This window comes from Mangrovibacter phragmitis (genome assembly GCF_001655675.1).
GTDB classification, from domain to species: domain Bacteria; phylum Pseudomonadota; class Gammaproteobacteria; order Enterobacterales; family Enterobacteriaceae; genus Mangrovibacter; species Mangrovibacter phragmitis.
This window is the reverse complement of the sequence record NZ_LYRP01000047.1, coordinates 1-14575: the sequence shown is the minus strand read 5'-3', so window position 1 is coordinate 14575 and position 14575 is coordinate 1. Positions and strand designations below refer to the sequence as shown.

The window sequence follows — 14575 nt, the reverse complement described above, 5'->3', positions numbered from 1 at the left end:
TTAAATAAGCACTCAGCCTGGATTTGCCTATAGTTAAATTGGCCTGCCTCTTGCACGAATGGATTACCCTTCCTGCAAAGTTGCAGGCTTTTTTTACATAACAGGCAAGGAGTAACAATGCTAATAAGAAAATGGCAAGGGGCGCTTTCCATCGCAGCGTTATTGGTCAGTAGCCAGATTTATGCGGCTTCGGCGCCAGCAACAGAAGCACGACATGGGATGGTCGTAACATCTCAGGACCTGGCGACCAAAGTCGGGTTGGCAATTTTAAAGCAAGGGGGAAATGCCATTGATGCGGCGGTTGCGGTAGGTTACGCCGAAGCTGTAGTAAACCCTTGTTGTGGAAATATTGGCGGCGGTGGATTTATGACAATCCACCTCGCTGACGGCAAAGATACCTTCATTAATTTTCGCGAGATGGCACCGGCTGGAGCCAGCGTCAGGATGTACCAGGATGCAAATGGTAACCTGGTCAAAGGGGCGAGCCTTTATGGCTGGCTGGCATCTGGTGTACCCGGCACTGTGCTGGGCATGGAAACGGCGCGCCAGAAGTACGGTAAGTTGACGCGTGAGCAGGTTATGGCTCCGGCCATTAAGCTGGCCCGGGAAGGGTACATTCTCACCCGGGCGGATACGGACGTCCTCGACACAACGGTGGAGAGGTTCAAAAAGGACCCGTACATCGCCAGTATTTTCCTGCGCCCGGATGGCTCTCCATTACAACCAGGGGACAGGCTGGTGCAGCGTGACCTGGCAAAGACTTTGGAAGCAATAGCGAAACAGGGGACCGATGCTTTTTATAAAGGCCGTATTCCACAAGCAGTGGCTGCCGCGGCGAAAAAAGGCGGTGGGGTTATCTCAGCCGCAGATTTTGCCAATTATCGGGTGACAGAAACCGCGCCTGTTACCTGCACATACCGGGGTTACCGCTTCGTTTCGGCACCGCCGCCCAGCTCAGGGGGCGTCACGCTGTGTGAAACGCTGAATATACTGGAAGGGTATGATTTGAAATCTATGGGGTTCAACTCCGCTGCGGCTATCCATACTCTGACAGAAGCAATGCGCCATGCCTACCTTGACAGGAATACCTATCTTGGCGACCCGGCGTTTGTTAAAAACCCTCTGGACAGACTGCTCAGTAAGGATTACGCAGCAAAAATCCGGGCAACCATTCCTGCAGATAAAGCCACGCCTTCATCATCCTTAAAGCCTGGGGTTGCACCTCATGAAAAACCGGAAACTACCCATTATTCCATTGTGGATAGCGCAGGCAATGCCGTCTCCACCACCTATACCATTAATGGACGTTTTGGGGCGGTGGTGATGGCACCGGGTACTGGCTTTTTTATGAATGATGAAATGGATGATTTCACTACTAAGGTGGGAGCTAAAAACATGTATGGGCTGGTTCAGGGGGCGGCAAACAGTATTGCACCGGGCAAACGGCCTCTCTCTTCAATGAGCCCAACTCTGGTCACTAAAGACGGGAAAATTTTTCTGGTGCTTGGGTCACCTGGTGGTTCACGCATTATTACTATCACTCTGGAAACAGCTCTGAACATTATTGATTTTGGTATGGCGCCGCAGGAGGCGGTGAATGCACCACGTATCCATCACCAGTGGTTGCCAGATGAGGTTTATTATGAGCAACGTGGCGTCTCGGCAGATACACTAAAAATCCTGGCAGGGATGGGGTATAAAATGGTGGAACAAACTCCCTGGGGTGCGGCGGAGTTGATTATGGTTGGGCTGCCAGGCGCTGCGGGTGTCAGTACTGCCAGTTCAGGGAACGATAGTGCGGTATCAGGGAAAGTACGTGAAGGATATTTATATGGGGCAAATGATGTACGCCGCCCGGCGGGTTCAGCAAGAGGCTATTAACGGTTCTTGTTGATTAACCAGCTACAGCAAGAGTTTTTGCTGTACAGTTATAATTATTCCGGCCATATGATTATGTTGGCCGGAATAATTATTTTCAGACAAAGTGGGTTATTTTGCTGTGTCGCCACAACCACCAATAATTTTAGAGATGGAAACCGCCGGGTGCAGCAGGTAATCATAGCTGCAGTCTTTCTCTTTGTTCTGAATAGTGCCGCTGCATGCAGTTAAGGTAGAAATAACGGCCAGTAAAGCAAATACTTTTGCAGTTTTTTTCATTTTATAAATCCATATTAGTTGATAAATATTCATCCATTGTTGAAATTACTTTTCTCAACGGCGACAAAAATAGATATACGTGATTTTTTTGTCAATTAGTTAATGGGGTATTTGGTGTCGGTAATGAGTATTTCGGAAGTTTTCTTTAAGTTATTTATAATTCTTATGAGAATGACTAACGACTTATTGTAAATGTAAATAGTTATGGTCAGCCTGGCCGTGGTGTTCTTTGTGCTGTTGCCCGGGAAAGTTCCTCCGGGTTCTTGCTTTGCATACCCTTGCCGAAATTACTTATAGTGTAACCGCCATGGTAAAGCGGATTTTGTCAGTGATCGCGCGGCGAACGAAAGCGCTGTTCGACCGGTTTATTGTTAGTTTAAAAGGTGTTACTGCCAGTGCCATTCAGGAAAAAATGAAAAATAGCAATTTTTGGCTGTTTTTTATACAAAGCTGCTGTTTTCCTTACTATTGAGCACACAGTCTGCTAACCATCGCACCAATTGATAATACTTTTCGTTTGTTTGCCTGGTAAAAATGACAAATTGTATGCCTGTGTAACCTGTAGTTACATTGAGGTGTATGTTTTTCATTCAAATAAGCAATTATACAAACAGACAACACAGGTAAACACAACGTGAAAAAATCACTGCCTTTCGCCGCCTTGCTGGTCTTGTCGGCAAATGCGGCTGCGGCCGACTCAGGGCAACAGACCAGTAACGGCTTTCTGGAAGATAGCAACCTGGATGTATTGCTGAAAAATGCCTATATCAAGCGTGATTATAAAGACGTTGGTGTTCGCGACCGGGATGAATGGGGTCAGGCCATTATTGCGACATATAATTCCGGGTTTACTCAAGGGCCGGTTGGCTTTGGTGTGGACGGTATTGCTCAGTATGCAGTACGCCTTGACGGTGGGCGCGGGCGTAGCGGTGCGGGCGGAATCGACTTCTTTGCTCAGGATCAGGATGGCAAAGCGAAGTCTGACTTAGCCAAATTTGGCGCGCGTGCCAAAATGCGCTTTTCCAATACTGTGTTGAGCTACGGTAATCAGCGCCCGGCATTGCCCATTGTTACTGCCGACGAATCCCGTTTGCTGTATGAATCTTTTACGGGCTTCATGCTGGATTCGCAGGAACTACGGGGGCTGGATATCAGTGCAGGCTATTTCACAGCAGAACAGCAAAAAAGCGACGACAGCCATGACAGTGGGTTAAACAGCCTGGCTTTTGCTGGCGCGCGTTATGCCTTTAATAACCAGTTTAATGCCGCTTTTTATGCGTCATCTGTGCAGGATGTGCAAAACAAGCAATATCTTGGCATGACGTTCACCCAACCGCTGACCAATGACCAGAAATTAATTCTGGACTTCAACGGCTATAATTCTCGCCTTGACCAGTCTTATGCCGACAGCCTGAATACTGGGCGCAGTAATACGATTTGGAGCCTGGCAGCAAGCTATGTGTTGTGGGATATCCATACCTTCAAAATCGCCTGGCAACAGAGCAGTGGCAGCACGGGTTACCATTATGGCGGTTATCGTAAAAATGGCGGTATCGGCGATGGCGGCAACACGATTTGGCTGGCTAACTCTTACTGGTCTGATTTCAATGGTGAGGACGAGCGCTCCTGGCAAGTGGCTTATTCGGTTGACCTGAGCGGGCTCGGTGCTCCGGGGCTGAGTTACGATGTGGCTTATGTGCGTGGTGACAACATTAAAACCTCTGCCAGCAGTAATGGTCACGAACATGAGTTCTTCAATCAGGTGCAGTACAAAGTGCCAAATGGCATTGCTAAAAACCTGAAACTGAAACTGCGCTATTCCGTATTGCGCGTCTCTTCTGATGCGGCGGATTACAACATTGGCGGTAATGAAATTCGCGTGTTTGTCGAATATCCGTTCTCTGTTATGTAAACCCGTTTGGGTGGCGGCAAAAATATGCAACCACCCAGTACCTTCTTCCCGGATTCAATACGCCATGGCTGTTTTGCACAGTAAAGCGCGGCATCAGCCACAGCAATACTCTCACTCGTATTCTTCCCGTTTTCCAGAACTTGCCAGCCCCATACTCACTGTTACCTGGTCTCTCACTTCAGATTCTTCGTTCAGCCAGACTCTGGCAACGGATACAGGCGGCCTGCTCTACAACCCCGTGACCAGCTTACCGTTTTATGGGAATTGCCGGGAAAGTCTGCTCTTTATTTTTGGCCGGAAAAGGCACCCAGCGTTGGCTGCAACCAACGTAGACATTTGTACCCAGAGGCTTTCCGGGTAGCGCTGGACGGGTTCCTTCTGGTCCGGTTTGTATCTGCGCGAATTCAACCTGCCAGTGTGCGTCCATGTTGAAGCGAACTCCATCCAGCATGATGCCCAGAGGATGGGCTGCGTCAAAGCCACGCAGTACCAGGTTACCCGATGTGCCGACGACATCGCGAAGTATGATATTGCGATAGACCGGGATCTGGTTGCCCCGTGCGTTGGGAGTGTAGTGAGTATCGAAATCCAGTGGGCGGCGGTTGTCGCGCAGGCAAATGTGTTCGTAACGTACATTACGAACCAGCCCGCCGCGGCTGACATCACTTTTGATGCGCAGGCCCGAGGTGGTGCCATCCAGCGTCAGGTTCTGTACCAGTATGTCGCTGACACCGCCAACCGTCTCGCTGCCGATGGACAGTCCATGTCCCCAATAAAAGTGGTTGTCGATCAGTGATATGTGGGAGGTAGTGCCGCTACCGGCCTTGATAGCCACGTTGTCATCACCGGTGCGGATGAAGCTGTGAGTTATGGTCACATCCTGTGAGGCACCCGGATCGATGCCGTCAGTATTGCGTGCATCAGCTGGCGTATCAATGCGTATCCCCCAAAAGGTTGCACCCTCGACACCTTTCAGGGCCACATGGAAATTTGGTGAATTGTGCAGCGTGATTTGGTAGAAGGTGATGTCGCGCGAGTTATCGACCTCGATCAGACGTGGCACGTTCTGTCTGCCGCCTTCAGTTTGCGCGCGACGAGCCAACTGCCACCAGGTCTCTTTATGCCCGACCATAGTCTCACCTCCTTGCCCATCGATCACACCCTCACCAACGATGCCACCGCCTTGTGTGCCCCGAAACAATATAAAAGGTCTGCAGCCGTTTCCCTTGTCGTCAATGCTGCCGCAATGCCCGTCTTTGTCGTAAACCCGTGGATCGGTGCTGGCAGCCAGTACCGCATCGCGGTCAACCCAGAGTGTGACTCCAGATTTGAAGGTTAGCGGGCCGCTGATAAAGCGGCCGCTGGCCAGGTGTACCGCAGCTCCTGCAGGGCATCGATTGATAGCGTCCTGTATACGGAGGGTATCGTTGCGGGAAGATGAATCAGAAGCAGGTTCCAACGTGGTGCAGACATTCCTGGGCAAGGTTGGCTCAGCAACCTGTCGTCTGTCCTGAGCCACGGCAGCAGCACTGACCAGCAATCCTGCCCAGACATAAACACTGTACCCATATACCAAAAGTCTACGGTGATTCATGAGCATAAGATTACAAGTCCAGAATAGTGAAAGGGGTATTTTATTCCAGGCACATGACCGGCTAATGAAAATTTGCTGGCATTTGACGCTGGTATTGCGTGTATCTGGGGTGAACGTTCCGGTGAGGTGCGTGATATAGCTCAACGTTGGCGTATTCTACCGGGCAATAGTGTCACTGGCTTGATTGTGGCTGGCGGCATTAGTGAATGTGGTTTATTGGGTTAGCACCAGCTAATAAATATCGGTAATAAAATAAGCTGTAACTTATAAAAGTCAAAATAATGAAATTGTAATTGATGAGAAAAATTATCCCTGTCATGTTTTGTTTCGGGGTGGCAATGCTGTTGCTGCCTGGGTAACTGGCTTATTCCTCCTGTCAATTGACACAAAAGACATTACATACACTGTCACTGACTTCCGTCTAAGAAAAGCGTATAGCGCCCGTAATACTTACAGTTGGGCTATAACCTATTAATAAATAATATTTATTACTGCTTGTTTGGTATGCCAGGGGAGGGAAAGTGATAGCTGATCCCGCTGGAATATCTTGAAGCATTTAATAGTGCTACTGCTCTCCCCATCCTTCTTTATCTCTCCTGTGGTTCCTTATCTACTTTATTGATTGTTAATAGTTATTTGATTTTTTTACGCCTTGATTTTAATCAAATTAAATTACTTTTTCTAATAACATCCTGCAGATTTCAACCTCTTCAACATAAATGTTTGCTTTCTGAACTCTGGGTGGCGTGTTGTTCTAACACTTTAGTATTATTAATGATTGTAATGCAGTATTAAATTCTTAAGAATATTCTAATTAAGAAATTAAGATCTGAAAATTTGATCTAAACTGGATTGTTATACTATTATCGTCCGCGATGGCTGTAGTGCGAAAAGTGTACTAAGCAATATTCAGAGGGATGATTAGATGTCTGATAGCTTTCAGGACGAAGTATTACTGACACTTGTTTGCCTGAAATTTAACGGGAGCGCAAAGGAGACGTTATGTCGCTCAGTATTTTCAGGCAAAAGACAAGGATGTGAATTTTTCACTGATTTTATGGGCGCGAAAAGCCAAAGCCAGGAGTGGTCTCAGGGATGAAAATTTACCGTCCATTATGGAGCGAAGGCGTATTACTATCCCCGCAACAGTTTCAGCAGCAGGCTGAATGGGAATCTTTTTCTCGGGCTGGGTTGTCCCTGTTGTCCAGCCCCTTTCCGTGGGGAGTTGAACGCGCAGAGCTAAATGATGCGCTTCTCGCATCTGGCCGTGTGCAGGTACAGACTCTACGTTTGTGGCTACCTGATGGCACGCTGATTGACACACAAAACAGTGAGTTACCGCCAGAGCCGCGGGAAGTGGTGCTACCTGATCCTGCTCGTGCGGACAGTGTGATAGTGCTGGTTGCGTTACCAGTGATGCAACCCGGCATCGTCAATGTTCAGGCAGAATCAGTACCAGTTGAACGCCCGTTACGCTATCGCGAAGAGTGGGTTACTGTCCAGGATGCGTTCGGTCAGGAAGAAGAGCCAATCGCCGTGGCTCGTTTCAACATTATGTTCCGCTTTGATAGTGAAAGTAATGATGCATGGCAAACCTGTGCTATAGCTCGCCTGTTGCGTGATGGGCAGGGTGGCTGGCGTCAGGATCCAGAGTTTGTTCCTCCGATGGCAATGTTCTCCGCAAGCAAACTGTTACACGAGCGTCTGGTGTTGCTGAACCGCCAGTTGCGCTCTCGCCGCCAGCGCCTTATGTCCATGCGTCGCGAAAGTAATGACCGCATGGCGGACTTTGCGGTTGCCGATGTCTCGTTGTTCTGGTTACTGAATGCATTAAATAGTCACGCCCGTGTGTTGACTGAGTTCGAACGCTTCCCGGCCCGCCATCCTGAACAGGTATGGGCAGAGCTGGCGAGACTGGCAGGCAGTATGCTGACGTTTTCACTGGACCGCGATCTGGATGCAATCCCGGGATACGATCATCACTTCCCAGAAAACACCTTCCCGCCGCTATTTGATCTTATCAGTGAACTGCTGGAAGCCAGCCTGCCTTCACGTGTTATTGCTGTGAATATGACCCGGCAGGATGAGCAGACCTGGAAAGCAGTGTTGCACGATATTCGTTTGCGCGAAGAAGCCGATTTCTACCTCTCCGTCCGTTCAAATCTGCCAGCCTGGCAGGTGGCTGATAAATTCGCCGAAATGGCCATGGCTGGCACCCCGGATGATGTGGGGCAGATTAGCGGTGTAGCAATGGAGGGTATTGGTCTTATTCCTCTTAGCCGGGTTCCGGCTGCACTACCGATACGCCTTGAAAATCAATACTTCGTTCTGGATATGGAGAGCCGTGCGGCGCATGAAATGCTGGAGCAGGGGGTATGCCTGTTTTATGTACCGTCTTTGCTGGGGGAACTTGAACTTGAACTGTTTGCGGTACTGCGCTCATGAGAAAGGATATCGATATCGACAGCCTGATGGCGGACACATGGCTTACCGTGGCGCAGTTGCGTCATGGCGGTACAGCTCCGGATGGCAAGGTGCTCTATAAAAACTGCTGTGCCCAGGTGGAAAGCGTACGCGAGATGCTCGAAAGTGCTGGTTACGACAGCGAGAGCATCACGCATATTTCCTACGCGCAGTGTGCCTTGCTGGATGAAGCCGTGATGAACCGTAAACCGGTGCCTGGTGAGGCAAAAGCCGGTTTGCCATACGCTGAGAGTCAAACTGAGGCTCAGCAGAAGACCAACGTGGACGAAGGTATCAAGGCATGGCGTTCCGCGCCACTGCAGGCCCGTTACTTTGGATCACTACGCGCTGGTGAAGCCTTGTATGACCGGATTTCAGAAGTGCTGAGTCACCCTGCACCGGTTCCTGCGGTGCTGACTTGCTATCAGCGGGTTCTTGCACTGGGGTTTCAGGGGCAATTTGGCCTCTCTGATGTTGGACAGGCGCAGCGAGAAGAAGTGATTGCGGTTCTGAATAAGCGCGTGCAGCCGCTTGAAACCGGCACATCTTTGGTGGTGCAGAAGACCGGACGACGCCGTTACAACCTGCTGCGTTCTGTCTGGTTCTGGATTGTACTGGCGGTGGTCCTGACTGGTGCTGTATGGCTGGGCGGTCATCTGTGGCTGCAGGACCTGATACACCAGCAACTACCGGAGCACCCTTGATGCGTGGACGAACATTATTCCGGGCTGTGCTGCCAGTATTGCTGTGCCTTGTCGCTGTGTTGTGGCTGGCCTGGGGGTTTCTCGCATGGTCAGTCGCAGGTAAATCGGTTCTGACGCTGCTCGTTATGCTGGTTTCCGCTGTTCTTATCCGTCGGCGTTACCGTCAAAAATGGCCTGCACAGCAGACCGATGAAGGCGCTCACTTTCCGCCTGAAAGCCATACCGGACCAGTGGTGCTGGTTTGTGGGGATGTGAATGATGGCATGTTTGCGGCAGGCCCGAGCCGGGGCACAGCGCAGGGCTGGTATCTCCGGATAACGGAACTGACCGGACTCATGCCTTTTGCAGAGCGTCTGCTGGCCCGTACTCCGAAGATGGCAGGACAGCTCGCCGTGATGTATCGCTGTCTGCCGGTCCAGCATGAGGATGAGGCGTTGTTGCGTGCCTCCCTGAAAGCGCTGCGCCTGCAGATGAAGCAGTTACGGGAACTGACTGGCTATAGTGTGCCAGTGGTTTTGAATACCGAATTCAGCGGGCCGGAAACTCCCTGGATAGTGGTGTGGGGCAATACTGCCCTGGTGTGTCCGGAAGGTGAACCTGCCGTCACTCTCAGCGAGTGGCAGCAGTCCTCGCAGACGGCCTTTATTCAGCCGTATTTGACACAGGCGACATCGCTGCTTCACTCCGTGATGCTGGATGAACTGGGCAAAGCGGACAGGCTGTGTCCGGCCGTGCGACCGTTTGCTATTACCCTGCGTCTCGGGTCGGTATCCACGTCGGTAGCCGCGCTGTGGCCACAGCTATTGTTTCGCCAGACCCGCATTGCCATTGCAGGCCATGTCACTGCATATGAACCGTGCTGGCATTTTGCTGATGCGGTACTCCCACTGTTGGCCCCCTGGACCACTCCGTTGCCGGGTGGAAAAACTGGGCGTCAGGTGGTGATGGTTCTGTTGTTATGCGCCCTTGGTGCTATTGCCCTGTCCGTGCGGCATAACCAGTCGCTTATCCGCAAGATCAGTGCCGATCTTCAGCGCTGGCAGGCTATCCCGATGGACAACTATGCCCCGAAAGCGCAGGCCTTGCATGCCTTGCAGCAGGATGCACTGTTGCTGGAGCGCTGGCAGCGTCAGGGAGAACCACACCGTTATGGGCTAGGGCTGTATCCGGGCAACCGCCTGTGGCTGGCGGTGCAGCAGGCCATTGATACCTGGGTGCCTCCGCCGCCATCGCCAAAACCGAAGCCAAAGCCGGTACCGAAAATTATTCGTCTCGACAGTATGTCGCTGTTCGACTCCGGGAAAGCGGTGCTGAAAACCGGTTCGACCAAAATGCTGGTGAACTCTCTGGTCGGCGTTAAGGCGAAGCCGGGCTGGCTGATTGTGGTAGCAGGTCACACGGATAACACTGGCAATGTGCAACTGAACCAGACGCTGTCACAGAAACGTGCTGAAGCGGTACGCGACTGGATGCGGGACACCGGTGACATGCCGGAAAGCTGTTTTGCGGTGCAGGGCTATGGTGCAAGCCGTCCGATCGCCACCAATAACACCCCGGAGGGCCGTGCGCTCAACCGCCGTGTCGAAATCAGTCTGGTACCGCAGGCCAACGCCTGCCAGATACCGGGCCACACCCAGGTGCCATCGCAGGATGATGGCGTATCACAACACAATGGCGAGTAATTCCATGGCAATACCAGTTTATCTTTGGCTGAAAGATGATGGCGGCGCGGATATCAAAGGTGCGGAGGGCGTTCAGGATCGTGAAGGCAGCATCGAAGTGGTGGCACAGAAGCATAACCACATTGAGCAGAAAGAGCAGCGTTACGAAAAAATCACCTGGACCTACAAAGACGGCAACATCATCCATTCAGATTCCTGGAACGAACGCGCTACGGCGTAAGCCACTCGCGGGCAGAGCTTCTCTGTCCGCTTTTTTGCTTTTGCTGAGTGTATGCCTGTGCGGGCGTTCAGCAAAAACATCACATTCCGGAAACAGACCTTATGGGCCTCGGTAACGGCCAGGGGCGGTAGCGTGCCTGAACGGTCCTCAACAGTGAGCAAGCAAACATGGAAAACCCGACAATCCTGCTTCGACGCCTTAGTCCTTTTTGCGCCCGCGTGATGGAAAGGAGCGCCTCTCCGTGTCAGGCCCGCGCTCATGCGAAAATTCTGCCAGTGCTGAGCCAGCAACAGCTGATTCACATGGCTGCGAAACAAAAACGACACACCCTGACGCCTGCCTGTAATGACAAAGAGGAGACAGGGCTGGAATTTGATAACATGGACACCGCAGGAGAGGCGTGATGATGGAGAACCCGACCAGTCTGGCTCAGAAGAAAATAGACGAAGCTCTGGGGCTATCCCGCTACCGCGTGGATGTCCATGAGTGCCCGCATTTCCTCGACGTCCTGCGCTTTCGTGCCAGTGAAACCCTGAGTCAGCCCTGGCGCTATGACGTTACCGTCACCTGTGCCGCGAATATTGCTGGCAGTGAGCTGATGCTCAAACCGGCCTCTTTTACCTTCCAGACGCCGCTTTATAACGGTACGCCAGCAATACCGGTGCGCACAGTGTATGGGGTGGTGGATGATTTCCGCCGTATCTCCGTGTCGGGAGATGAAACCCTCTACGCCCTGCGGCTTGTGCCGCGTATTGCCCTGATGCGGCACACCGAACGCTGTGCGGTGTATCTGAACCAGTCAGTGCCGGAAGTCGTGGAGCAAGTTCTGCGTTCTCACGGGCTGGAAGGGACAGATTTTGAATTCCGCCTGTCGCAGAACTACCCGGCCCGCGAGCTCATTACCCAGTGGCGTGAAACGGACCTGGCCTTTGTTCAACGCCTGCTGGCTGAAGTCGGTATCTTCTGGCGCTTTGAGATGGACGATCGCATAGAGCAGGATGTGGTGATTTTCCAGGACAGCCAGATGCAGTATCAGTTTGGTGTGAAGCTGCCCATTATTCCGCCGTCACGTACCAGTGATAACGGTCAGGAAAGCGTCTGGAACATCCAGCCAAAAGACCATGTGGTCACCGGCGGCGTGGTCACTCGCGACTATAACTACCGCGCTGCGCTGACCCCGCAGGACAGTTCAGTGACCATCCGCCTGGAGGGCGCGGTCACTACCGGGGAGGTGTATCACTATGCGGAGCCATTCCTGAATGAAGGGGATACGGAAACCCCCGAAAGCGGGGCCTGGTTTGCCCGCCTGCGCCATGAACGCTACCTCAATACCCAACTGACAGTTACGGGACGTGCGAGTAGCCCGGTCCTTGTCCCAGGCGAGGTACTGGAACCACAGGGCTGTGGGCTGCCCGATTCGCTCAAGGGCGGCATCGTCATCACCGGCGTTCACACTTCCGGGGCGCGCGATAAGGGCTTCCAGTTGCACTTTACGGGCATTCCGTACAGTGAAACGGTCTGCTACCGCCCTGCGCTGCTGAATCGCCCGGTGATGGCCGGCTCCCTGCCAGCCCGGGTGGAAAGCGATGAGAAGCATGACACTTATGCTTATCTCGACAACCAGGGGCGCTATCGCGTCCGGCTCGATTTTGACCGTAACAGCACCGAACAGGGGTATGCCTACCTCTGGCTGCGTCTGGCAAAACCATACGCCGGGGATAATTACGGATTCCATGCTCCCTTGCTTGATGGTACCGAAGTGTCGGTGATGTTTGACGCCGGAGACCCTGACCGCCCGTACATTGCCTACGCTCAACACGATTCTGAACACCCTGACCACGTCACGCGTGACAACCACACACGTAATATCTGGCGTACGGCAGGGGACAATAAATTTCGCCTGGAAGACAAGCGTCAGGAAGAGCATTTCAAACTCGCGACGCCGTTTGGCAAGACGCAACTCAACGGCGGCCACATTGTGGACAGTGCGCGTGAGCCCCGCGGTACCGGGTTTGAACTGCGTACCGATGAGTACGGTGCGCTGCGTGCCGGGCGGGGAATGTTCCTGACAGCGGATGCGCAGCCAGCGGCGCAGGGCAAAATGCTGGACATGGCACCGGCTATTGAGCGCCTGAATCAGTCAGCGGCCGAAATGAAGCGGCTCAATCTGCTCGCGCAGCAAGCTCAGGCACTCACCTGTGACCTTGAAAGCCAGAACAGACTGCTGGAAAACCGCCTGAGAAACCTTCAGTCCGCCGTCCTGCTGTGCAGTTCACCGCAGGGTGTTGCGTTCACGTCAGGGGAGCACCTTCAGATGACCAGCAAGCAGAACACCATACTGAATACGGGCCAGCATCTGGATATGGGAGCAATGAAGAACATCACGCTGGCTGCCAGTGAGTCTGTCGGGCTGTTTGCTCATCAGTCCGGGGCGAAGCTGATTGCATCTCAGGGAGATGTTGAGGTCCGCGCAGGGGCGAGCTCAATGGAGATGACATCGGAGCTGCTGTTTACCATCCGCAGTAACAAGGATGAGCTGCTGATCAGTGCGCCTAAACTGCGACTTAACGGCGGCGGCTCCAGTATCACTCTGGACAACGGCGGCATTGTGGAAGAAACCCCGGGTGATTACCAGGTCAAATCTGCGCATTATCGTTCATCAATGGCGGGCGGCAGTATGGACACCGCGGCGCCTCAGTTCAGCCAGACGAACGCCAGCGTGACGCCGCCCAAAACACGTAATATCCCTTCACGTTAAGGATAACCGAAATGAAAATCTGCTTTCCTGCCCGAAAAGCGAATGGTGAACAATACGCCACCCTGGATGACATGATGCAGCCACTCTGTCAGGAGCCACACGGCTCCTGGCTGGCCGGAACTAACAATATGTGGCACGGTGGGGTCCACATCACCAGTAAGAGCGCCCCCGGCTCCGTGCTGGCAAGGGAGACTGCAGACTCCGCGGTGCCGCTTCAGTTTATGGCGGGCGGTGAAGTGGTGGCCTGGCGTATTAATCAGGACTACCTCACCGGTAAATACATCAATAACCCGCTGCAGTATTCCAGTACGTTTGTGCTGGTCAAATCCACCTGTACCCCGGATCCCGAAAAGAAGGACAACAGCCTCGTTTTTTACTCGCTGTATATCGGGCTTGCTCCGCTGTCTGCCTTTCCAGAACACAAGCTGTATCAGGTTACTGCGAAGGGGGACGAGCTGAGTCAGCGTGAATATACCGGCAAAGAAAAAGACGGCGATAAGGCACCGGTTGCGAAGAGTAAACTGAAAACCGGCGACAGCGTCATTGTGCTGCGTGAGCTCACTTTCGACCTGAAGGGACAGAAGCAGGCGTTCGGGCTTGCCCGGATGCTGAACAGCAAATCCGAAATGACCGGCGGGGCGTTCTGGGTGTCGCTCGACCCGCAATATATGACCCTCGTGGGTAAACAGAGGGCATACCTGCCGGCCTGGATGCAGCAGGCTGTAGCACAGGGCACATTTGATACCGTTGTTAAACCGGCAACCCGGGTTGAGGTTGCCGCAGGTTATGCGGTGGGTTACCTGGCGGAAGACATTGCCCCTGACGGTATGAACGGTGTGGAGAAAAGCGCGTTCGTCCATGTTGAAGTGCTGAGTACGGACAGCCGGATGAGCGATTTTCTGAGCAACAGGGCACAGGTGCAGAGCGGCCCGAAATACATTCATATCCACCCGGAAAGCTTCATTTATAGCCGTTCCGGCGACAGCTTCACCCGGACCAGAGGGCAGGTGAAGAAAGACAGTCACAAAATCCTGCTGCAGGACAAATGCCACCCCTTCACAGACAAAGACGGTAAACGCTGGTTT

10 protein-coding genes and 1 pseudogene are annotated in these 14575 nt (G+C 52.6%); 9 read left to right on the top strand and 2 right to left on the bottom strand.

Going from position 1 to position 14575, the window contains the following annotated elements; translation table 11 throughout:
* The first annotated feature begins 117 nt into the window (after window positions 1–117).
* The gene (gene ggt / locus A9B99_RS19000; protein WP_064600317.1) at window positions 118–1881 is read left to right on the top strand and encodes a gamma-glutamyltransferase; all 1764 of its coding nucleotides are present in this window, start codon (window positions 118–120) and stop codon (window positions 1879–1881) included.
* Between the two features lie 108 nt (window positions 1882–1989).
* On the opposite strand, the gene A9B99_RS18995 is transcribed toward ggt, so the two are convergent.
* Window positions 1990–2157 (bottom strand): DUF4223 family protein, encoded by a 168-nt coding sequence (locus tag A9B99_RS18995; protein ID WP_064600315.1) that lies wholly within the window; start codon window positions 2155–2157, stop codon window positions 1990–1992.
* A gap of 634 nt (window positions 2158–2791) precedes the next feature.
* Here A9B99_RS18995 and A9B99_RS18985 point away from each other — a divergent pair.
* Window positions 2792–4069, top strand: a complete 1278-nt coding sequence (locus A9B99_RS18985) for an OprD family outer membrane porin (RefSeq protein WP_064600310.1) — start codon at window positions 2792–2794, stop codon at window positions 4067–4069.
* Between the two features lie 247 nt (window positions 4070–4316).
* Here the strand turns inward: A9B99_RS18985 and A9B99_RS18980 are convergent, their stop codons facing one another.
* Entirely contained in the window at window positions 4317–5645 is a 1329-nt protein-coding gene (locus tag A9B99_RS18980) for a glycoside hydrolase family 28 protein (RefSeq protein WP_231889216.1), read from the bottom strand.
* 1113 nt (window positions 5646–6758) lie between these two features.
* Between A9B99_RS18980 and tssK the strand changes: the two genes are divergently transcribed.
* From tssK to A9B99_RS18945, 7 genes and pseudogenes are all read left to right on the top strand, one after another.
* Window positions 6759–8108, top strand: a complete 1350-nt coding sequence (tssK, locus tag A9B99_RS18975; RefSeq protein WP_064600308.1) for a type VI secretion system baseplate subunit TssK — start codon at window positions 6759–6761, stop codon at window positions 8106–8108.
* The gene (gene tssL, locus A9B99_RS18970; protein ID WP_064600306.1) at window positions 8105–8830 is read left to right on the top strand and encodes a type VI secretion system protein TssL, short form; all 726 of its coding nucleotides are present in this window, start codon (window positions 8105–8107) and stop codon (window positions 8828–8830) included. Before tssK ends, tssL begins: the two co-directional genes overlap by 4 nt.
* Window positions 8830–10512 (top strand): OmpA family protein, encoded by a 1683-nt coding sequence (locus A9B99_RS18965; RefSeq protein ID WP_064600304.1) that lies wholly within the window; start codon window positions 8830–8832, stop codon window positions 10510–10512. The genes tssL and A9B99_RS18965 overlap by 1 nt, the downstream gene beginning before the upstream one ends.
* A gap of 4 nt (window positions 10513–10516) precedes the next feature.
* Window positions 10517–10732 carry an Hcp family type VI secretion system effector gene (locus tag A9B99_RS23665; RefSeq protein WP_082917918.1) on the top strand — a complete coding sequence of 72 codons (216 nt, stop codon included), beginning with the start codon at window positions 10517–10519 and terminating at the stop codon, window positions 10730–10732.
* A gap of 167 nt (window positions 10733–10899) precedes the next feature.
* Window positions 10900–11136, top strand: a complete 237-nt coding sequence (locus A9B99_RS18955; protein WP_064600300.1) for a hypothetical protein — start codon at window positions 10900–10902, stop codon at window positions 11134–11136.
* Window positions 11136–13490: a type VI secretion system Vgr family protein gene (locus A9B99_RS18950; protein WP_064600298.1), complete on the top strand. Its 2355-nt coding sequence runs from the start codon at window positions 11136–11138 to the stop codon at window positions 13488–13490. The genes A9B99_RS18955 and A9B99_RS18950 overlap by 1 nt, the downstream gene beginning before the upstream one ends.
* 11 nt (window positions 13491–13501) lie before the next feature.
* Window positions 13502–14575: pseudogene (locus A9B99_RS18945) on the top strand (hypothetical protein); the annotation flags it as partial.

What these genes read in the sequence shown, in the direction of transcription:
- A9B99_RS18965 (WP_064600304.1), top strand. Translation starts at nt 8,830, where the DNA reads ATGCGTGGACGAACATTATTCCGGGCTGTGCTGCCAGTATTGCTGTGC.
- ggt (WP_064600317.1), top strand. Translation starts at nt 118, where the DNA reads ATGCTAATAAGAAAATGGCAAGGGGCGCTTTCCATCGCAGCGTTATTG.
- tssL (WP_064600306.1), top strand. Translation starts at nt 8,105, where the DNA reads ATGAGAAAGGATATCGATATCGACAGCCTGATGGCGGACACATGGCTT.
- tssK (WP_064600308.1), top strand. Translation starts at nt 6,759, where the DNA reads ATGAAAATTTACCGTCCATTATGGAGCGAAGGCGTATTACTATCCCCG.
- A9B99_RS18955 (WP_064600300.1), top strand. Translation starts at nt 10,900, where the DNA reads ATGGAAAACCCGACAATCCTGCTTCGACGCCTTAGTCCTTTTTGCGCC.
- A9B99_RS23665 (WP_082917918.1), top strand. Translation starts at nt 10,517, where the DNA reads ATGGCAATACCAGTTTATCTTTGGCTGAAAGATGATGGCGGCGCGGAT.
- A9B99_RS18950 (WP_064600298.1), top strand. Translation starts at nt 11,136, where the DNA reads ATGATGGAGAACCCGACCAGTCTGGCTCAGAAGAAAATAGACGAAGCT.
- A9B99_RS18995 (WP_064600315.1), bottom strand. Translation starts at nt 2,157, where the DNA reads ATGAAAAAAACTGCAAAAGTATTTGCTTTACTGGCCGTTATTTCTACC.